17 protein-coding genes are annotated in these 19,316 nt (G+C 62.0%); 11 read left to right on the top strand and 6 right to left on the bottom strand.

What is annotated here, in order from left to right; translation table 11 throughout:
* Positions 1-10 precede the first annotated feature (10 nt).
* The 11 genes from GM668_RS12710 (at position 11) to GM668_RS12660 (ending at position 12,551) form a co-directional block, all read left to right on the top strand.
* Positions 11-817, top strand: a complete 807-nt coding sequence (locus tag GM668_RS12710; protein WP_155439339.1) for a sulfite exporter TauE/SafE family protein — start codon at positions 11-13, stop codon at positions 815-817.
* Positions 814-3,312 carry a heavy metal translocating P-type ATPase gene (locus GM668_RS12705; RefSeq protein ID WP_155439338.1) on the top strand — a complete coding sequence of 833 codons (2,499 nt, stop codon included), beginning with the start codon at positions 814-816 and terminating at the stop codon, positions 3,310-3,312. The genes GM668_RS12710 and GM668_RS12705 overlap by 4 nt, the downstream gene beginning before the upstream one ends.
* A 2-nt stretch (positions 3,313-3,314) precedes the next feature.
* The gene (gene ccoS / locus GM668_RS12700; protein ID WP_155439337.1) at positions 3,315-3,464 is read left to right on the top strand and encodes a cbb3-type cytochrome oxidase assembly protein CcoS; all 150 of its coding nucleotides are present in this window, start codon (positions 3,315-3,317) and stop codon (positions 3,462-3,464) included.
* A gap of 116 nt (positions 3,465-3,580) precedes the next feature.
* Positions 3,581-4,993, top strand: coding sequence for a cytochrome-c oxidase, cbb3-type subunit I (ccoN, locus tag GM668_RS12695; RefSeq protein WP_170305619.1), 1,413 nt, complete (start codon positions 3,581-3,583; stop codon positions 4,991-4,993).
* Between the two features lie 15 nt (positions 4,994-5,008).
* Entirely contained in the window at positions 5,009-5,623 is a 615-nt protein-coding gene (gene ccoO / locus GM668_RS12690) for a cytochrome-c oxidase, cbb3-type subunit II (protein ID WP_155439336.1), read from the top strand.
* 37 nt (positions 5,624-5,660) lie between these two features.
* Positions 5,661-5,816, top strand: coding sequence for a cbb3-type cytochrome oxidase subunit 3 (locus GM668_RS12685; protein WP_155439335.1), 156 nt, complete (start codon positions 5,661-5,663; stop codon positions 5,814-5,816).
* A gap of 2 nt (positions 5,817-5,818) precedes the next feature.
* Entirely contained in the window at positions 5,819-6,802 is a 984-nt protein-coding gene (gene ccoP / locus GM668_RS12680; RefSeq protein ID WP_155439334.1) for a cytochrome-c oxidase, cbb3-type subunit III, read from the top strand.
* Positions 6,777-8,120, top strand: a complete 1,344-nt coding sequence (ccoG, locus tag GM668_RS12675) for a cytochrome c oxidase accessory protein CcoG (protein ID WP_155439333.1) — start codon at positions 6,777-6,779, stop codon at positions 8,118-8,120. The genes ccoP and ccoG overlap by 26 nt, the downstream gene beginning before the upstream one ends.
* A 29-nt stretch (positions 8,121-8,149) precedes the next feature.
* The gene (locus tag GM668_RS12670; protein WP_229499255.1) at positions 8,150-8,644 is read left to right on the top strand and encodes a FixH family protein; all 495 of its coding nucleotides are present in this window, start codon (positions 8,150-8,152) and stop codon (positions 8,642-8,644) included.
* Positions 8,645-8,782: 138 nt separating this feature from the next.
* Entirely contained in the window at positions 8,783-12,304 is a 3,522-nt protein-coding gene (locus GM668_RS12665) for a response regulator (RefSeq protein WP_155439331.1), read from the top strand.
* Between the two features lie 52 nt (positions 12,305-12,356).
* The gene (locus tag GM668_RS12660; RefSeq protein WP_155439330.1) at positions 12,357-12,551 is read left to right on the top strand and encodes a hypothetical protein; all 195 of its coding nucleotides are present in this window, start codon (positions 12,357-12,359) and stop codon (positions 12,549-12,551) included.
* Positions 12,552-12,589: 38 nt separating this feature from the next.
* Here GM668_RS12660 and GM668_RS12655 read toward each other — a convergent pair whose 3' ends face one another.
* The 6 genes from GM668_RS12655 to GM668_RS12630 form a co-directional block, all read right to left on the bottom strand.
* Positions 12,590-13,729 (bottom strand): acyl-CoA dehydrogenase family protein, encoded by a 1,140-nt coding sequence (locus GM668_RS12655; RefSeq protein ID WP_155439329.1) that lies wholly within the window; start codon positions 13,727-13,729, stop codon positions 12,590-12,592.
* 34 nt (positions 13,730-13,763) lie between these two features.
* A complete protein-coding gene (locus GM668_RS12650) occupies positions 13,764-14,453 on the bottom strand; it encodes an SDR family oxidoreductase (protein WP_155439328.1) in 690 nt (229 codons plus the stop codon).
* Between the two features lie 3 nt (positions 14,454-14,456).
* Positions 14,457-15,656, bottom strand: a complete 1,200-nt coding sequence (locus GM668_RS12645) for an acetyl-CoA C-acyltransferase (RefSeq protein WP_155439327.1) — start codon at positions 15,654-15,656, stop codon at positions 14,457-14,459.
* Entirely contained in the window at positions 15,649-17,481 is a 1,833-nt protein-coding gene (gene aceK, locus GM668_RS12640; RefSeq protein WP_155439326.1) for a bifunctional isocitrate dehydrogenase kinase/phosphatase, read from the bottom strand. Before aceK ends, GM668_RS12645 begins: the two co-directional genes overlap by 8 nt.
* A 55-nt stretch (positions 17,482-17,536) precedes the next feature.
* On the bottom strand, positions 17,537-18,721 hold the full coding sequence (locus GM668_RS12635) for an isovaleryl-CoA dehydrogenase (RefSeq protein WP_155439325.1): 1,185 nt from the start codon (positions 18,719-18,721) through the stop codon (positions 17,537-17,539).
* 84 nt (positions 18,722-18,805) lie between these two features.
* Entirely contained in the window at positions 18,806-19,210 is a 405-nt protein-coding gene (locus tag GM668_RS12630) for a MerR family transcriptional regulator (protein ID WP_155439324.1), read from the bottom strand.
* Between the last annotated feature and the right edge of the window lie 106 nt (positions 19,211-19,316).

Raw genomic sequence — 19,316 nt, 5'->3', positions numbered from 1 at the left:
GGCCCGCGCCATGAACTTGCTGCCCTTCTTTGCCGCCGGCCTGGCCGCAAGCGTTCATTGCGTGGGGATGTGCGGCGGGATCGCCGCCATGCTGGGGGGCGCGGCGGCAGCGCGGCCAACAGCCAATGATGGCGCGGCGCCCGTGGTATTCCACGCGCGTGGCGCAGCCGCGGCGGCAGCCGTTTCACCCATCGTAGTTTTGCCCCGCTTGCTGCGCATCGCCACCTTCAACGCCGGCCGCATCGCCAGCTATGTGGTGGCGGGCGCCATTGCAGGCGGTTTATCGGAAGGCGTGCTGGGGTTGGCGGCCGCCGCGCCGCTGCAAAAAGCAGCGCTGGCGCTGGCCAATTTGATGCTGCTGGCGGCGGGCCTGTACCTGATGAATGCGTGGCATGGATTGGCGCATGCCGAACGGGCCGGCCAGCACGTGTGGCGGCACGTCCAGCCACTGCTGGCGCCTTTGCTGCCGATGGATACTGCCGCCAAAGCACTGGCCGCTGGTGCGCTGTGGGGCTGGCTGCCCTGCGGCCTCGTGTACAGCATGCTGGTGACGGCCATGCTGAGTGGCGATGGCATGAATGGCGCCCGCATCATGCTGGCGTTCGGCCTGGGTACGGCGCCCTTGCTGTTTGCCGCCGGCATGGCGGGCATGGCATTGCGCCGCTTCCTGCAGCAGCGTGCCGTGCGCATCGCATGCGGCGTTGTGGTGATGGCATTCGGCGTGCTGGGTTTATTGCGTGTGGCTGGACTGGATATTCCCGGCGCGCCGGGACTGCATGGCTGGGCAGATGTGCTGTGCATTGGAGGTGGACGATGAACGCTGTATTGGCTGCGGCGCCCAGTGCCGTACCGCAGCAAGACCCCTGCTGCTTCCACTGCGGCTTGCCTGCCGCTCCAAACGCGCAGTGGACCGTGGCCATCGATGGCGCGCCGCGCCAGATGTGCTGCCCCGGCTGCGCGGCCGTTGCGCAAGCCATCGTTGATGCGGGCCAGTCGTCGTGGTATGCCACGCGCGACGGCTATGCCGCCACCGCGTCCGGCGCCGATGCGCTGCCGGCGGAATTGGCTTTGTACCGCAATGACGATCCCCGCTTTGCGCTGGACGCCACGGATTGCGAAGCCGTGCTGCTGGTCGACGGCATTCGCTGCGCCGCCTGCGTATGGCTGATTGAACACCGCCTGCTGCAAATGCCTGGCGTCGTACAGGCGGAAATGAATATCGCCACGGGCCGCTTGCGCGTGCGGTGGCGCAAGGATGGCTGCGAGGCGGCAGATGTGCTGCGCGCATTGCATGCCATTGGCTATCCGGCGTGGCCATACGATGCGGCCCGCCATAGCCGCCAGTTGCAGCAATCCAGCAAAGCCCTGGGCCGCCGCTTGTTTGTTGCCGGGCTGTCGATGATGCAAGTGATGATGTACGTGGCGCCTGCCTATCTGGCCGACGATGCCGTCAACCGGGGCACTTTGGATGACGGCATGGCGGCGCTGATGCAGTGGGCCAGCCTGTTGCTGACCCTGCCCGCGATTTGCTATTCCGCCACGCCTTTCTTCCGTGGCGCGTGGTCCAGCCTGCGCGCCCGCGCACTGGGCATGGACGTGCCGGTAGCGCTGGGCATCGCGGCAGCCTTTGGCGCCAGCGTAATTGCCACGTGGCGCGGCCAGGGCGACGTGTATTACGACTCCGTCACCATGTTTATTTTCCTGCTGCTGTGCAGCCGCTGGCTGGAACTGGCGGCGCGGCGCAAGGCGGCATCCGCGCTGGAGCGCATGCAACATGGCTTGCCTGCATCGGCATCGCTGCTGGCCGGCTGGCCCACGGCGCGCATTGCCACCGTGGTCGATGCGGCCGCGCTGAAAGCCGGCGACGTGATTGCCGTGAAGCCGGGCGAAGCGTTTGCCGCGGACGGCGACATCATCGAAGGATCGACGTCGGCAGACTTGTCGCTGTTGACGGGCGAAAGCGCGCCGCAAGCAATGGCGGCTGGCGCCACGGTGCCGGGCGGCGCCATCAATGCGGGCAATGCCGTGCTGTTGCGCGTGACGCGCGCTGCCGGCGACAGCACGCTGGCCGGGTTGCTGAAACTGGTGGAAAAAGCCGGCAGCAGCAAGCCTGCCATGGCCATGTGGGCGGACCGCGTCGCATCGATTTTCGTGGCCGCGCTGCTGTTGCTGGCGGCGGGTGCGTGGCTGTGGTGGCACTGGGCCGATCCGGGCCGCGCGTGGCCGGTGGCCATTGCCGTGCTGGTCGTGTCGTGCCCGTGCGCGCTGTCGCTGGCCACGCCATCGGCACTGGCTGCCGCCACGGACCGGCTGCTGGCGCAAGGCATCCTCGTGGTGCAGCCCCACGTGCTGGAAACCTTGCACCGCGCCACCCATATCGTCTTCGATAAAACCGGCACGCTGACCGAAGGCAAGCCTGCCGTACGCCACGTGAGCCGCATGGGCCCGGGCGCCGGTCCGGATAACCGCGCAGCGTTGCACATTGCCGCGGCGCTGGAAGCCAACAGCGCGCACCCGATTGCGCGCGCCATCAGCGCGGCGGCAGAAAGCCGCATTGCTGCACGCTGGACTGCCATGGATGTGCGTGAAATGCCGGGCCAGGGGCTGGAAGGTTTTGTCTGCGGGCAGCGTTACCGGCTTGGCAATGCGGCCTTTGTTGCCGCCATTGCCGGCAACGATATGGGCGAGCCGGACGACGGCGCTGTGCCGGAGAGGTGCGGCGGCGGCCTGACCACTGTGTACCTGGGCACGAATGGCGCGTGGCTCGCATGTTTTTACATCTGCGATGCGTTGCGCGCCGATGCACAGCGCACGGTCGACGACTTCCTCAAACAAGGCAAGCAAGTGGTGCTGTTGAGCGGCGACCGCGACCGGCTGGCGCGGCAAGTGGCGAACCAGCTGGGCATCACGATGGTGCAGGGCGATTGCCTGCCGCAGCAAAAAGTCGACTACGTGCGGCAACTGCAGCGGGGCGGCGCGGTCGTGGCCATGGTGGGCGACGGCATCAACGATGCGGCAGTGCTCCGCAGCGCCGACGTGTCGTTTGCCATGGGCAGCGGCGCGGCGCTGGCGCAAGCGCACGCGGACGCTGTGCTGTTGAATGGACAACTGCATGCAGTGGCGGACAGCGCACACTGCGCCGGCCGCGCCATGGGCGTGATCCGGCAAAACCTTGCGTGGGCCATGCTGTACAACGCGACGGCCATTCCTGCCGCGGCCTTGGGCTGGCTGAATCCGTGGCTGTCCGGCGTGGGCATGGCGCTCAGTTCCGCCGTGGTGGTCATCAATGCATTGAGATTGCGAAAGGCATAGCCATGGAAGCCTTGTATTTACTGATTCCCCTCAGCGTGGTGCTGGTGTTTGGCGCACTGTGGCTGTTTTTCAAGGCATCGGACAGCGGGCAATTCGATGACCTGGTTGGCCCAGGCTTGCGCGTCCTGCAAGATGACGACACGACGCATTAATTCAATCCCTATCTAAAACCGAGTCGGGCAATTTTGATCCACGTCAAAGTTTTTTAGTGCCCACCCCCGTAACCTTTGATTCACATCATTAAAGCGTTCTACGGGAGAACACCAAAGTGGAAAACTACAACTACCGGGTCGTCAAGCAGTTCGCCATCGCGACTGTCTTGTGGGGCGTGGTCGGCATGCTGGTCGGCGTTGTCATTGCCGCCCAGCTGGCATGGCCAGCACTGAATTTCGACATTCCCTGGCTGACCTATGGCCGCCTGCGGCCTTTGCATACCAACGCCGTCATCTTTGCGTTCGGCGTTTCTGGATTGTTCGCCACGTCATACTACGTGGTACAGCGCACTTGCCAGGTCCGGCTGTTCTCGGACAAGCTGGCTTCGTTCACGTTCTGGGGCTGGCAAGCCGTCATTATCAGCGCCGTATTCACGCTGCCGGCCGGCCTCACGCGCGGCAAGGAATACGCTGAACTGGAATGGCCCATCACGTTGCTGATCGCTGTCGTGTGGGTTGCCTATGCCATCACGTATTTCGGCACCATTATCAAGCGCCGCGTCCAGCACATCTATGTCGCCAACTGGTTCTTCGGCGGCTTCATTCTCGCCGTGACCTTGCTGCACGTGGTGAACGGCATGAGCATGCCGGCCACGCTGTGGAAATCGTACTCGATGTACACCGGCGTGCAAGACGCGATGATCCAGTGGTGGTATGGCCACAATGCCGTGGGCTTCATCCTGACGGCCGGCTACCTGGGCATGGTGTACTACTTCATTCCCAAGCAGGCCAACCGCCCCGTGTATTCGTACCGCCTGTCGATCGTGCACTTCTGGGCGCTGATCTTCACCTACATGTGGGCTGGTCCGCACCACTTGCACTACACGGCGCTGCCTGACTGGACGCAGTCGCTGGGCATGGTGTTCTCGCTGATCCTGCTGGCGCCATCGTGGGGCGGCATGATCAACGGCATGATGACGCTGTCGGGCGCATGGCACAAGCTGCGCACCGATCCGATCCTGAAATTCATGATCGTGTCGCTGTCGTTCTACGGCATGGCCACGTTCGAAGGTCCGATGATGTCGATCAAGACGGTCAATGCACTGTCGCACTACACGGACTGGGGTATCGCCCACGTTCACGGCGGCGCACTGGGCTGGGTGGGCTTCATCACCATGGGTTCGATTTACTACCTGCTGCCACGCCTGGCGGGTCGCAAGGAAATGTGGAGCATGCAGCTGGTCGACGTGCACTTCTGGGTGGCCACCATCGGCATCGTGCTGTACATCGCCGCCATGTGGATTGCCGGTGTGATGCAAGGCTTGATGTGGCGCGCGGTGAACCCGGACGGCACGCTGACGTACACCTTCGTCGAAGGCGTGAAGGCAACCTATCCGTACTACGTGGTGCGCTTCCTAGGCGGCACGCTGTACCTGAGCGGCATGTGCGTGATGGCTTACAACACGTGGATGACCCTGCGCGGCCAGAAAACGCCTGAAGCCCGCATCCCAGAACTGAAGGCCGCCTAAGGCCAGGAGAACGACATGAAATTTTCCCATGAATGGATCGAGAAGAACCCCTGGCTGCTGATCGTGCTGGTCACGCTGGTGGTCTCGGTGGGCGGCGCGGTGGAAATCATCCCGCTGTTCTTCCAGCACTCCACCACGGAACCGGTGGCGGGTATCAAGCCATACAGCCCGCTGCGCCTGGCGGGACGCGATGTGTATGTACGTGAAGGCTGCTATGGCTGCCACTCGCAAATGATCCGCCCGTTCCGCGCCGAGACGGAACGCTATGGCCACTATTCGGTGGCCGGTGAGTTCGTGTACGACCGTCCGTTCCAGTGGGGTTCCAAGCGCACCGGCCCGGACCTGGCCCGCGTGGGCGGCCGCTACTCCGACGAGTGGCACCGCACGCACCTGACCAACCCGCGCGACGTGGTGCCGGAATCGAACATGCCTGGCTATCCATGGCTGTCCGCCACGGCGCTGAAGCCGGCCGACATCGTGCCCCGCCTGCGCGCGCTGCAGCGCCTCGGCGATCCGTACACGGATGCTGAAATTGCCGCCGCACCGATGGAACTGGAAGGCAAGACGGAAGAAGACGCGCTGATCGCGTACCTGCAAGGGTTAGGTACTGCCATCAAAACACGCAACTGAGCACGCAACTGAGCACGCAACTGAGCGAGAAATTAACATGGACCTGCACTTAATATTTGACCGTGCCGCCAGCGTGATGACGGTGGTTTCGTTCGTCACCTTCATGGGCATCGTGCTGTGGGCCTGGGCCCGCAGTAACCAGCCCCAATTCGCGCAAGCCGCGCAACTGCCTTTTGCTGACGGGGAGGATTGATCATGTCCGACTTCACCAGCGAATTCTGGAACCTGTACATTGTCGTCCTCACCATGCTGGGTGTGATCGGCTGCGCTGTGCTGCTGTATTCGCAGTCGATGCACAAGATCAAGGCGGGCAAGGACAATCCCATCGGAACCACCGGCCACGTGTGGGACGAAGACTTGACGGAATTGAACACGCCGATGCCGCGCTGGTGGATGTGGCTGTTCTACATCACCATCGTGTTCGGGCTCGCTTACCTGTTCCTGTATCCGGGCCTGGGCGCCTATGCCGGTAAGCTGGGATGGAAATCGTCCGGCCAGTACCAGGCCGAGCTGGATCAGGCCACAAAAAACTACGGCCCGCTGTTTGACGGCTACCTGAAGCAGGATATCCAGACGGTGGCGGCCGATCCGAAAGCCCATGCGATCGGTGAACGCCTGTTCCTCACCTATTGCGCACAGTGCCACGGTTCCGATGCGCGCGGCAGCAAGGGCTTCCCCAACCTGACGGACAAGGACTGGCTGTATGGCGGTGCACCGGACGTGATCAAGACCACCATCATGCATGGCCGTAATGGCGTGATGCCGCCGATGGGCGGGGCGCTGGGTTCCGACAAGGATGTGGAAAACGTCGCGCACTACGTGGTCAGCCTGTCCGATGGCGCTGCCGATCCGATCAAGGCAGTCTTCGGCAAGGCCAAGTTTGCAGCCTGCATGGCGTGCCACACGGCTGCCGGCACGGGTAACCAGGCTATCGGTGCGCCCAACCTGACGGACAAGGTCTGGCTGCATGGCGGCGGCCTGGAAACCATCAAGGAAACCATCACCAAAGGCCGCAACAGCACGATGCCGGCGTTTGCCGACTTCCTCGGTGAAGGCAAGGTGCATGTGCTGGCAGCGTATGTATGGAGCCTGTCAAATACGCCAGCGAACAAGGCGGAAACTCAGCCGGCAACGGCGGCGGTGGTAAATAGCGATGAACGCGCCGGAACGAGTCATTAAAATGTATGCGGCGCGGGAGGCGATCCACCCGCGCGAAACGCAAGGCCACTTCACACGGCTGCGCTGGCTGTGTGTGTGGCTGACGCAAATTGCCTTCTACGCAGCCCCATGGCTGCAGTGGAATGGCCGCCAGGCCCTGTTGTTCGACCTGGCTGCCCGCAAGTTTTACATCTTTGGCCTCGTGCTGTGGCCGCAGGACTTCATTTACCTGGCTGTCCTGCTGATCATTTGCGCCTACAGCCTGTTCCTCGTGACCGCCGTGGCAGGGCGTGCATGGTGCGGTTTCGCGTGCCCGCAAACCGTTTATACGGAAATCTTCCTGTGGCTGGAACGCCGCTGGGAAGGCCCGCGCAGCGCGCGCCTGCGCCTCGACAAGCAGGGCCTCACGCTGGACAAGGCATGGCGCCGCGGCGGCAAGCACTTGTCGTGGGGCCTGGTCGGCTTGTGGACGGGCTTTACGTTTGTCGGCTACTTCACGCCGATCCGGATGTTGAGTCAATTGCAGTTCGGTCCATGGGAATGGTTCTGGGTCTTGTTTTACAGCTTTGCCACGTATGGCAATGCCGGCTGGCTGCGCGAACAGGTGTGCCGCTACATGTGCCCTTATGCGCGCTTCCAGAGCTCGATGTTTGACCGCGATACCTTGATCGTCACGTATGACGCGCAGCGCGGCGAACCGCGTGTTCCGATGGGCAAGGAAGGCGGTTCGTGCATCGATTGTTCGATGTGCGTGCAAGTATGTCCGGCGGGGATTGATATCCGCAAGGGCTTGCAATATGAATGCATCAGTTGCGCCGTGTGTATCGATGCATGCGACGGCGTGATGGACAAGATTGGCCGTCCCCGTGGCCTGATCCACTACGCGACCGGCAGCGGCAAGGTGGCGTCGTGGAAGAAAGTGCTGCGGCCCCGCATCCTGATTTACAGCGCGATCCTGTGGCTGATCATCGCAGCCTTTGGCGCTGCACTGTGGATGCGCACGCCGCTGAAACTGGACGTGCTGCGCGACCGGGGCGCGATGGGCCGCGAAGTGGAAGATGGGGCGATTGAAAACGTGTACCGGCTGCAAATCATGAATACAACGGAACAGCCGCACCGCTACCGCATCACGGTGTCCGGCCTCGACACGCTGGCGCCGGTGACGGCTGACGTGGTGTCGGTCGGCGCCACGGAAACCCTGGCTGTGCCGCTGCGCTTGCGGGTGGAAGCGGACCGGGGGCAAAAAGGCTCGAACCATATCGACATTGCACTGACGGCGCTGGATGACCCGGCCTTGCATGTCCAGGAACAAGCAGTCTTTATCGTGCCGCGCCGCTAAGCGGTGAAAGTGACGAAGGAGGAATGATCATGGATAACACGCCCTGGTGGAATCAACGGTGGCCCTGGCTGTTGATGCTGGGCCCCTTCATTGTGCTGCTGGCCGGTTCCTATACGGGATGGCTGGCCTTTTCCCGGCCTGATGCACTGGTGGTGGGCGACTACTACAAGCAGGGCAAGGCCATCAACCAGGACTTGCGGCGCGACCGTGCGGCGTCGGAAATGGGCATGGTGGCGGCGCTGCGCTATGACGCGGCGCGCGGCGTCTTGACGGGCAAAATCGATGGCCACAGCGTGATGCCGGAAACCGTCGTCGTGCACCTGGTGCATGCGACGCAGCCATCGAAGGACGTGGTGCTGCAAGTGCATCCCGCCGCGGATGGCGCATTTGACGCCCCGCTGCCCATGCTGGAGCGCAGCCGCTGGCAAGTATTGGTGGAAAGCGACAAGCGCGACTGGCGGCTGGAAGGGCGCTGGCAGTGGCCGGAACAGCGGGAAATGAACTTAAACGCGGGAAATCTGTAAGGCACGTGGGTGCTGCGACGCGCCCTGTCCCTGGCTCTGCTGGGCATGTTGTAGGAAACCCTTTCCTTTTGCCATGGTATCCTTGCCACCGGCAGGCTTAGGTAGGAAAATTCCCAGCATTCCCCAGCCAAGGACGACATGAAACCGCTCGGCATCAAAGTCAAAGTTGCTTTAGCCACCAGCATCACGTCCGTCGTTGTCGTGGGCTTGGTGACTGCGATGCAGATGCGCAAGCTGGAACAGGATTTCACGCGCGTATTGTTTGCCCAGCAGACCGCGCTGATCAATCGCACCGCAGAAGAGCTGGACGACAAATTGAACATGCTGCTTGGCATCATTGCGATGTCCGCCAAGATGCAGCCGCCGTCCCTTGTCCGCGACCCTGCCGCGCTGCGCGCCTATTACGCCGACCGGGCCGTCCTGTCACTGTTCGACGATATCCTCGTGCTGGACCCCAAGGGCCAGATCATTGCGGACTTGCCGGAAGTGGCGGGCCGCACGCAAATCAATGCGGGCGACCGTGCCTTCTTCAAGAAAGTGCTGGCCACGCACCAGCCATTGATTGCAGAACCCGTGATTGGAAAGTCCGGCAAGCAGCCCATTGTGCAAATGGCGGCGCCCGTGCTGGACAACAAAGGCGAAGTGCAAGCCGTGCTGGTCGGCGTGCTGCGGCTGTACAAGGAAAATGTGCTGGGCCACCTGCGCAATGCGAAAGTGGGCCGCACCGGCTATTACTTTGCCGTGACCCGCTCCGATGCGCCGCTGTACGTGCTGCACCCAGACCTGGAGCGCATGCTGAAACCACGCCCGCCCAATGCGGATTCCGCCACCACCCGTGCATTGAATGAAGGCTTTGAAGGCACGGCCATCGGCACGGGCAGCAACGGCATACACGCCTTTAGCAGTTTCAAGGCGTTGAAATCCGTCGACTGGGTGCTGGCCGCATCGCTGCCGGTGGAAGAGGCATTTGAACCGTTCGAAGGCATGCGGTCGCGTGTGGCGACTTGGGGCATATTGGCTTCGCTGGCGGCGGCAGCGCTGATCGGCTGGCTGACCACGCGGCTGATGGCGCCTCTGGCGCGATTGCAGGATGCTATCCAGCGCATGCAGGCGGGCCGGCGCCAGGACACGTTCACGCCGATTGCCGTGTCGGCCAACGATGAAATCGGCGAAGTCACGCAGGCATTCAACAGCTTGATGCGCCAGCGCGAGGCGGCCGACCGCCGTTTGCACGACATGATCGACCTGGCGCCGAACGCCATCGTGGTGACGGACGCGGACGGGCGCATTGAAACGTTCAACCGGGAAGCGGAGCGCTGCTTTGGCTATGCACGCGACGATATCCTGGGCCGGCCGGTGGAAATGCTGATTCCGCCGGACCAGCGCGACGCGCACCAGCAATTGCGGCAAGGCTTTGCATCGACGCGGCTGTCGCCGGAACCGGTGCGCATGGGCAGCGGGCGCACGCTGCAAGGCTTGCGCAAAGATGGCAGCCGATTCCCGGCCGACATCAGTTTGTCTGCCATCAGCACGGCGGACGGCCTAAAGGTACTGGCTGTCATTACCGACATCACGCAACGCGAGCGTTTGCGCCAGGAGTCGGAAGCCCGTGCGGCGGAACTGGAGCAATCGCGCGACCGTGCGGAAGCGGCCAACCGCGCCAAGAGCGATTTCGTGGCGAACATGAGCCATGAAATCCGCACGCCGATGAATGCCGTCTTGGGTATGGCGCATTTGCTGGGCAATACGCCATTGACGGCGCAGCAGCGCAAATACCTGAACATGGTGCAGGCTTCGGGCCAGACTTTGCTGGCCATCCTCAACGATGTGCTGGACTTTTCCAAGATCGAAGCGCGCCGCATGGAACTGGCGCCGGTGGACTTCGACCTGGATGATACGGTCAACAGCCTGGCCACGACGATGACAATGAATGCGGGTGAAAAAGAACTGGAACTGGCGATTGCCGTCGCGCCCGACGTGCCGCGCCAGTTGCATGGCGATGCGCTGCGCCTGCAGCAAATCCTCGTCAACCTGGCCGGCAACGCCATCAAATTCACGGAGCAGGGCGAAGTGGTGGTGCGCGTTGCGCTGGCATCGCGTGACGGCGCTACGGCCATGCTGCGCTTTGAAGTCGCCGATACCGGCATCGGCATCAGTGAAGCGCAGCAGGCGCAATTGTTCAATGCATTCACGCAGGGCGATGAAAGCATTACGCGCCGCTTTGGCGGCACGGGCCTGGGGCTGGCCATCACGAAGAAATTGATTGAATTGATGGGGGGCGATATCGCGGTCGACAGTGCGGAAGGCAAGGGCAGCCGGTTCTGGTTTACGTTGCCGTTTGCCGTGGTGGCCGATGCCGCCAAAGAAGTCCGGCAGCCAGGGCCGGGCAAGCAGCGTGTGCTGGTGGCGGACGACAATGCCACCAGCCGTGAGCTGGTGTGCCAGCTGATCCGCGCATGGGGCTGGGAGGTGGAACAGGCGCCGTCATTTGATGCGGCGCTGGAGCGCTTGCCGGCGCAGCCTCACTGCAACGTGTTGCTGGCCGACTGGCACATGCCCGGTATGGATGCACCGGATGCCCTGCGCAAAGTGCGCCGCGTGGCCGCGGATTTGCCGGTTGTGACCATGCTCAATGCCTTTGCCCGCGACCGTATCGATGCTGCCGCCACGTCGGGCCGCCAATTGCAGCCGGATGCCGTGCTGGTGAAGCCGGTTACGGCATCGAGCCTGTATGACGCCTTGCACCAGGCGCTGCAAACCAAGGCAGGCGGCAACGATGGCGCTGCCAAGCCAAGCGCCATTGCCGGCCGCCTGCGAGGTGTGCATTTCCTGCTGGTGGAAGACAACTTGCTGAACCAGGCTGTCGCGCGTGGCATCCTCGAACACGCGGGCGCCACGGTGGATACGGTGGGTGATGGCCAGCAAGCCGTGGACTTGCTGCGCACGGATGCGGGGCGCTATGACGTCGTGCTGATGGATATGCAAATGCCGGTGCTGGACGGTTTTTCCGCCACCGCCATATTGCGCCGTGAATTGAAACTCACGCTGCCCGTGATTGCCATGACGGCCGGCGTGCTGGCATCGGAACGGGACCGCTGCGTGGAAGCGGGCATCAGCGACTTTATTGCCAAGCCGGTGGTGGTGGAAGACATGCTGGCGGTGATTGGCCGCCATTTGCCATCCGCTTCCGGCGCGCTGCTGGCCAATGGCGCGCCTGCACCAGGCGTGGCGCAATCTGCTGCGTTGGCTGCTCCCACCGCCGCACCAGCGCCGGCGCTTGCCCATCAAGAGCTGGAACCGCTGTTCAATATGTCCGGCCTGATGAAAGTCATGGGCAAGGACCCGAAAGGGCGCGCCGTGATGTTCCGCATGGTGCGGGGCGCCGTCAGTTCCGGCATGAAGCCGGCCGATGACGCCGACCTGGCGCTGAAAGAAGACCGTCCTGAGGACGCGGCCCGCATCTTGCACAGTTTAAGGGGCGCCATCGGCGTGCTGGGCGCCAAGCGCCTGATCCGCGCCACACTGGAGGCGGAACACGCCATCACGGAACAGCGCCGCGATGAATGGCCCGCGCATTTTGCCGAAGTGCGCACGGTGCTGGCCGCTACCTTGCAGGAAGCGGAAGAATGGCTGGAGCGGGAGGAAAACGCGACGACTTGACGCAGCCCATCACCGGTTCACCGCACGGACCGTCAACGATGGCAAAGCATCCGTGTTCGGCCTTGAATTCGACATCAAGCTGCCGCCCGCAGCGGGCCGCCAGCTGCGCATCAGTGTGGCCGATGCGCTGGCACAGCAGCGCTATGGCATGCAGCGCTACCAGGGTGCGGATAGCAGCTCGCTGCGGCAAACGTGGACACGCGGAGCACGGACACTCCGCGTGGCGTTCGAGATGGCGCTGCGTTAAGATCAGGATGCCTGGCCTGAAGGCCCGGCCACCCCTGGTTAAATTGCGCGGGCGATGAGGATTTTCTGGATATCGCTGGTGCCTTCGTAAATCTGGCACACGCGCACGTCGCGGTAGATGCGTTCGACCGGGAAATCGGATACATAACCATAGCCGCCGTGGATCTGGATCGCATCCGAACACACGCGCTCCGCCATTTCGGACGCGAACAGCTTGGCCATGGCCGCTTCCTTCAGGCAGGGCAAGCCCGCATCTTTCATCGACGCCGCGTGCAGGATCAACTGGCGTGCCGCTTCGATTTGCGTGGCCATGTCGGCCAGCTTGAATTGCACGGACTGGTGGTCAAAGATGGCTTGGCCAAAGCTTTCGCGCTCTTTCGCATATTTCAGCGCCGCCTCATACGCGGAGCGGGCCATGCCCACCGATTGCGATGCGATGCCGATGCGGCCGCCTTCCAGGCCGGACAGCGCAATCTTGTAACCCTGGCCCAATTCGCCAATCAGGTTTTCGGCAGGGATGCGGCAATTCTCGAACAGGATTTGCGCCGTGTCGGACGAATGCTGGCCCATTTTCTGTTCCAGGTTGGCCACGATGTAGCCCGGCGTATTGGTCGGCACCCAGAACGCGCTGATGCCTTTCTTGCCGGCTGCCTTGTCCGTGACCGCCATGACGATGGCCACGTCCGCGTATTTGCCGCTGGTGATGAACTGCTTGACGCCATTGATGACGTAATGGTCGCCGTCGCTGTCTGTCACCCTTGTGGCGGTGGTGCGCAAAGCAGCCGCATCGGAACCCGTATGCGGTTCCGTCAGGCAGAACGCGCCCAGCATCTCGCCTTGCGCCAAGGGACGCAGCCATTGCTGCTTTTGCTTGTCGTTGGCATACATCATGGCGATGCTGCACACGGGGCAATTGTTGACGGAAATGATGGTGGACGTGCCGCCATCGCCGGCGGCGATTTCTTCCAGCACCACGGCCAGCGACACGTAATCCATGCCGGCGCCGCCCAGTTCTTCCGGCACGGCCACGCCGAACGCGCCCAGCGTGGCCAGTTCTTTCAATTCTTCTTTAGGGAAGTGGTGTTCCTTGTCCCACCGGGCAGCTTGTGGCGCCAGGCGCTCCTGCGAAAAAGTGCGCAGGGCGTCGCGGATCATTTGGTGTTGTTCGCTCAGAATCATGTTGTGTCTCGTTGTTGTTGATGTACGTGGCGCGTTACCAGCCGATCTCCGTGCCATCGTAATTGCGGTACGTGGCTTTGGCAGATGCAGGCAATTCCGCCAGCGTCTTGCGGATACCGGCAGCGCTTTCTTCCACGGAAATATCCGCGCCCGTACCGCCCATATCCGTGCGCACCCAGCCCGGGTGCAGCGCCACGCACGTCACGCCTTGCGGGCCGAACGTCAGCGACGTGTCGATCAGCACGGAATTGAGCGCGGCCTTGCTGGCGCGGTACAGCGAACCGCTGGGGTGATTGCGTTCGCTGAGGGAACCCATGCGCGATGACAGCACGGCCAGCTTGCCGCCTTTTTCCCTGTTATTGCCGCGCGCGGCCGCCACCCAGGGGGCGATCATCGGCAACAGCCGCATGGCGGCCAGCACATTGGTGTGCATCACCAGGTCAAAGTCCGTCTGCATGGGGAAACCATCGTGGCGTGGGCCGAATACGCCCGCGTTCAAGATGGCCACATCCAGCTGCTCGCCATCGAGTTTCCAGCCCAGGCCCGCGACAGCTTCCACATTGTTCACGTCCAGGCCATGGGCTTCCGCCCCCATCGCGGCCAGCGCATCGACGTCGTCCGGCCTGCGCGCGGTGGCGATCACGCGCCAGCCGTCACGCAGGTATTGGCGCGCCAATTCGTGGCCAATGCCACGCGATGCGCCGATGATGAGTGCGGACGGCATTGCTTACACCATTTCAATCGCGATGGCAGTGGCTTCGCCGCCGCCGATGCACAGTGCCGCCACGCCGCGCTTGCCGCCCGTGCGTTTCAGCGCGCCCATCAGCGTCACCATGATGCGGGCGCCCGACGCGCCGATCGGGTGGCCCAGCGCGCAGGCGCCGCCATGGACGTTGACCTTGTCATGCGGGATTTCCAGGTCGCGCATGGCGGCCATCGGCACGGCGGCAAACGCTTCATTGATCTCGAACAGGTCCACGTCGGGCGTAGTCCAGCCGGTCTTTGCATACACCTTCTGGATGGCGCCGATCGGGGCGGTGGTGAACCAGTTGGGTTCCTGCGCATTGGTGGCGTGCGCGAGGATTTTTGCGATCGGGGTCAGGCCCAGTTCTTTCGCGGTCGATTCGCGCATCATCACCAGTGCAGCGGCGCCATCATTGATGGACGACGACGATGCGGCCGTGATGGTGCCGTCTTTCTTGAATGCCGGACGCAGCGACGGGATTTTTTCCGGCTTGGCTTTGGAAGGGCCTTCATCCTTGTCGATCACTACATCGCCGGCGCGCGACGTGACCGTCACCGGTGCGATTTCCCACTTGAAGTAACCTTCATTGGTAGCTTCCTGCGCGCGTTTTACCGACGCGATGGCAAACGCATCCTGGTCTTCGCGGGAGAACTGGTAGTGCGCCGAGCACTCTTCCGCGAACGTGCCCATCGAGCGGCCTTCGCCGGTCTTTTCATTGCGCGAATAGGCATCTTCCAGGCCGTCGTACATCATGTGGTCAAACATCATGCCGTGGCCGATGCGGTAGCCGCCGCGCGCCTTTGGAATCAGGTAGGGTGCGTTGGTCATGGATTCCATGCCGCCCGCGATGACGACTTTGGCGGAACCGGCAGCCAGCGTGTCGTAAGCGAAGATGGCGGCCTGCATGGCGGAACCGCACATTTTCGACAGGGTCACGGCGCCGGTGGTGGTCGGCAGGCCGGCTTTCAGCAGCGCCTGGCGGGCAGGGGCCTGGCCCTGGCCAGCCATCAGGCAGTTACCGAAGTAGACATGCTCCACACTGCCTGGAGCAACGCCAGCGCGCTCCACGGCTGCGGCGATGGCCACGGCGCCCAGGTCATGGGCAGCCTTGCCGGAAAAGTCGCCCTGGAAGGCGCCCATCGGGGTACGGGCGGCGCCAACGATGACAATAGGATCATTCATTTTCAGTAGTCTCCAGTAAGGTCGGCGCAACGTGCGCCGGTGGGGTAGTAGGTAAGCCCTGATACGAAAAACGTACGTCTTGCGGGTACGGGAAGATGTCTTCCACTTCCCCCGCCAGGATGCGTTCCTTGCGGGTTTGCCAGAATTCGCGCGTCAGCAAGTCCGCATGGTGTTGCAGGAAGTACTTGCGGATTTTCGCGTTGCCGAGCAAGAAGCGGCCGAATTGTTCAGGGAAGACGTCATGCTTGCCGATTGGGTACCACGGCTCGGCGGACATTTCATCTTCTTCATTGCGTGCCTGCGGAATATCGCGGAAGTTGCAGTCCGTGATGTATTCGATTTCATCGTAGTCGTAAAACACGACGCGCTTGTGGCGCGTGACGCCGAAGTTCTTGTACAGCATATCGCCAGGGAAGATATTCGCCGCCACCAGGTCCTTGATGGCGTTGCCGTATTCGCGCACGCCGTGTTCGATGCGGGCGTCATCGCCTTCCTGTTCTGCGTGCGTCAGCCAGATATTGAGCGGCACCATGCGGCGCTCGATGTACAGGTGCCTGATGACGACCTGGTCGCCTTCTTCTTCCAGCAAGGACGGGGCGAAGTGCCTGATCTCGGCGATCAGTTCTTCTTTCATGCGGTGGCGGGGAAACGCCACGTTGGAATATTCCAGCGTGTCGGCCATGCGGCCGACGCGGTCGTGGTGTTTGACCAGCAGGTATTTTTCCTTGATCTGCGCGCGCGTGGTTTCCTTCGGCGATGGATAGAAATCCTTGATGATCTTGAACACGTACGGGAACGACGGCAGTGCAAACACCAGCATCACGAGGCCGCGGATGCCGGGCGCCACGTCGAACAAGTCTGAAGAATGCTTCAGGTGCTGCATGTAATCGCGGTAGAACAGCGTTTTACCCTGTTTTTGCAGGCCCAGCACCGTGTAAATCTCGCTGCGCGGTTTGCGCGGCAGCAGCGTGCGCAGGAATTGCACATACGCGGACGGCACTTCCATGTCGACCTGGAAGTATGCGCGCGTAAAGGAAAACAGGATGATGATTTGTTCTTTGTCGAACAGCACCGTATCGAGGATCAATTCCCCATGGCGGTTGTGCAGGATCGGCACGACGAACGGGTATTCGCGCGCGCCATTGATGCCTTTGCCGACGATGTAGGCGCCCTTGTTGCGGAAGAACAGGCTCGATAACACCTGGATCTGGTGATTCGGTTCCAGTTCTTCGCCGCCAAACAAGTCGCGCAAACGCGCTTCCACTTGCGCCACGTCGCGGTCCAGGTTCGCGAATTTCGCATTGAGCTGGAAGTTCGTGACAATGCGCTTCAGCGTAAAGCGCAAACCGTCTGCGCCGGGGTAATACATGCGGTACGTGGGCGCCGGTTCTTCCGTGTCGATGTATTCGGTCGATACCATGGGCCGCACGAATATGAATTCGTTGTGGAAGTAGCTGCGGTGCAGGATATTGCAGCACACGGAATTGAAGAAGGTTTCCGCCAATTCCGGCTGCTTGTGGCCGGACAGCAGGCCGATGAAGTGCAGCTTGCACTCGCGCCACACGTCGTCCGTCAATTCGGCCGGGTCGTATTCATCTTCCAGCATGTGCACGCATTCCTGCACGCGCTTGTCATAGAAGCCGATGCGTTCGCGCGCCGCCTCTTGTGCGATTTTCCACGCGCCCCGTTCAAAATGTTCTTTGGCTTGCTGGCTGCTCTGGCGGAACAGCCGGTAATGCTTGTCGAAACCGTCGCGTATCGTGCGCGCGATATCGAAGGCTATCTGGGACGATAGCAGTTTGGGGAATGCAGCAGCTTGCGTCATAAACCGTACCGTTTGGTGTGTTTACATGCCGGCCGCCGCATCCCCGAAGCGATGCTTACTTGGTTTCCGCGAACAGTTCGCGGCCGATCAGCATGCGGCGGATTTCGCTGGTGCCGGCGCCGATTTCATACAGCTTGGCGTCGCGCCACAGGCGGCCGACCGGATACTCGTTGATGTAGCCGTTGCCGCCCAACGTCTGGATCGCCTCGCCGGCCATCCACGTCGCTTTCTCAGCACTATACAGAATTGCACCGGCGGCATCTTTACGCAGCTGGCGTACAGCTTCCGGCGTGGTGGCGCGGTCACAAGCCTGGCCTACAGCGTAGACGTACGCTTTGCACGCCATCATGGTCGAGTACATGTCAGCGATCTTGCCCTGCATGAGCTGGAATTCGCCGATCGGCTGGCCGAATTGCTTGCGGTCGTGGATGTAGGGCACGACGACGTCCATGCACGCCTGCATGATGCCCAGCGGGCCGCCGGACAGCACGGTGCGCTCGAAGTCCAGGCCGGACATCAGCACGTTGACGCCTTTGCCCAGGCCGCCCAGCACGTTTTCTGCAGGGACTTCGCAATCTTCGAAGACCAGTTCGCCCGTGTGCGAACCGCGCATGCCCAGCTTGTCCAGTTTTTGCGCAATGGAGAAGCCTTTGAACCCTTTTTCAATCAGGAAGGCCGTCATGCCGCGCGGGCCCGCTTCCAGGTCGTTTTTCGCGTACACCACCAGCACGTCCGCGTCAGGACCATTGGTGATCCACATTTTGGTGCCGTTCAGCACCCAGCGGTCGCCTTTGAAGTCGGCGCGCAGCTTCATGCTGACGACGTCGGAACCGGCGTTCGGCTCAGACATGGCCAGTGCACCCACGTGTTCACCGGAAATGAGCTTCGGCAAGTATTTCTTCTTTTGCTCTTCGGTACCGTTGCGCTTGATCTGGTTGACGCACAGGTTCGAATGCGCGCCATACGACAGGCCGACGGACGCGGATGCGCGCGAGATTTCTTCCATGGCCACGATATGCGCCAGGTAACCCATGTTGGCGCCACCGTATTCTTCCGGCACGGTAATGCCCAGCAAGCCCAGCTCGCCCATCTTGCGCCACAGGTCCATTGGGAACTGGTCAGTGCGGTCGATTTCCGCAGCGCGCGGCGCGATTTCCGCAGCGGCAAACTGTTGTACGGCTTCGCGCAGGGCGGCGATGTCTTCGCCGTGGTCAAAGGTCAGGCCTGGAAGGTGGAGCATGTCGTCCTCGTTGTTGTAAGGGGTAATGAAGCGATCATGATACGCTCAAGTGACGTTAACGTAAACGTCAAGTAGGGCGTGTTTTCAACCGGCAGTGGATTGCTTTTCAGCCAATCCTGCGAGTAAGCGCTTGCACTCATCTTCATGGGCGGTGATTTCCGCCAAAGTCATTTCAATGTCTTCACGCTGCTGTTCCAAGGTTTCGCGGTGCTGGTTCAGTACGCCCAGGAAGCGGTTCATCTGGGCGGCGGTGTCTTTGGGCGACTCATACATGTCGACCAGGCTCTTGATTTCAGACAGCGACAGGCCCAGGCGCTTGCCGCGCAAGGTCAGCTTCAGGCGGGTGCGGTCGCGCGGCGTATACACGCGGTTGCGGCCGCCTGCGCCCTCGCGAGAAGGGCTCAGCAAGCCCTGGTCTTCATAAAAGCGGATGGCGCGCGCCGTGACGTCAAATTCACGGGCCAATTCAGTAATGGTATAAGTCGGCATGTCGGTGGCAGTTTCTGTGGTGAGACGCGGATTAACGGGCATAATGACAAGCTTGTGCTTGGCTATCTTCCGTTTACGTAACGTCAACCACATTGTAGCGCGCTTG

The sequence above is a fragment of the Pseudoduganella ginsengisoli genome (assembly GCF_009720865.1).
Classification (GTDB): domain Bacteria; phylum Pseudomonadota; class Gammaproteobacteria; order Burkholderiales; family Burkholderiaceae_D; genus Rugamonas; species Rugamonas ginsengisoli.
The sequence above is the reverse complement of the archived record's forward strand: the minus strand, read 5'-3'. Positions and strand labels throughout refer to the sequence as shown.

What these genes read in the sequence shown, in the direction of transcription:
- aceK (WP_155439326.1), bottom strand. Translation starts at nt 17,481, where the DNA reads ATGACGCAAGCTGCTGCATTCCCCAAACTGCTATCGTCCCAGATAGCC.
- GM668_RS12635 (WP_155439325.1), bottom strand. Translation starts at nt 18,721, where the DNA reads ATGCTCCACCTTCCAGGCCTGACCTTTGACCACGGCGAAGACATCGCC.
- GM668_RS12705 (WP_155439338.1), top strand. Translation starts at nt 814, where the DNA reads ATGAACGCTGTATTGGCTGCGGCGCCCAGTGCCGTACCGCAGCAAGAC.
- GM668_RS12670 (WP_229499255.1), top strand. Translation starts at nt 8,150, where the DNA reads ATGGATAACACGCCCTGGTGGAATCAACGGTGGCCCTGGCTGTTGATG.
- GM668_RS12685 (WP_155439335.1), top strand. Translation starts at nt 5,661, where the DNA reads ATGGACCTGCACTTAATATTTGACCGTGCCGCCAGCGTGATGACGGTG.
- ccoP (WP_155439334.1), top strand. Translation starts at nt 5,819, where the DNA reads ATGTCCGACTTCACCAGCGAATTCTGGAACCTGTACATTGTCGTCCTC.
- GM668_RS12645 (WP_155439327.1), bottom strand. Translation starts at nt 15,656, where the DNA reads ATGAATGATCCTATTGTCATCGTTGGCGCCGCCCGTACCCCGATGGGC.
- GM668_RS12650 (WP_155439328.1), bottom strand. Translation starts at nt 14,453, where the DNA reads ATGCCGTCCGCACTCATCATCGGCGCATCGCGTGGCATTGGCCACGAA.
- ccoS (WP_155439337.1), top strand. Translation starts at nt 3,315, where the DNA reads ATGGAAGCCTTGTATTTACTGATTCCCCTCAGCGTGGTGCTGGTGTTT.
- ccoO (WP_155439336.1), top strand. Translation starts at nt 5,009, where the DNA reads ATGAAATTTTCCCATGAATGGATCGAGAAGAACCCCTGGCTGCTGATC.
- ccoG (WP_155439333.1), top strand. Translation starts at nt 6,777, where the DNA reads ATGAACGCGCCGGAACGAGTCATTAAAATGTATGCGGCGCGGGAGGCG.
- GM668_RS12665 (WP_155439331.1), top strand. Translation starts at nt 8,783, where the DNA reads ATGAAACCGCTCGGCATCAAAGTCAAAGTTGCTTTAGCCACCAGCATC.
- GM668_RS12655 (WP_155439329.1), bottom strand. Translation starts at nt 13,729, where the DNA reads ATGATTCTGAGCGAACAACACCAAATGATCCGCGACGCCCTGCGCACT.
- GM668_RS12630 (WP_155439324.1), bottom strand. Translation starts at nt 19,210, where the DNA reads ATGCCGACTTATACCATTACTGAATTGGCCCGTGAATTTGACGTCACG.
- GM668_RS12710 (WP_155439339.1), top strand. Translation starts at nt 11, where the DNA reads ATGAACTTGCTGCCCTTCTTTGCCGCCGGCCTGGCCGCAAGCGTTCAT.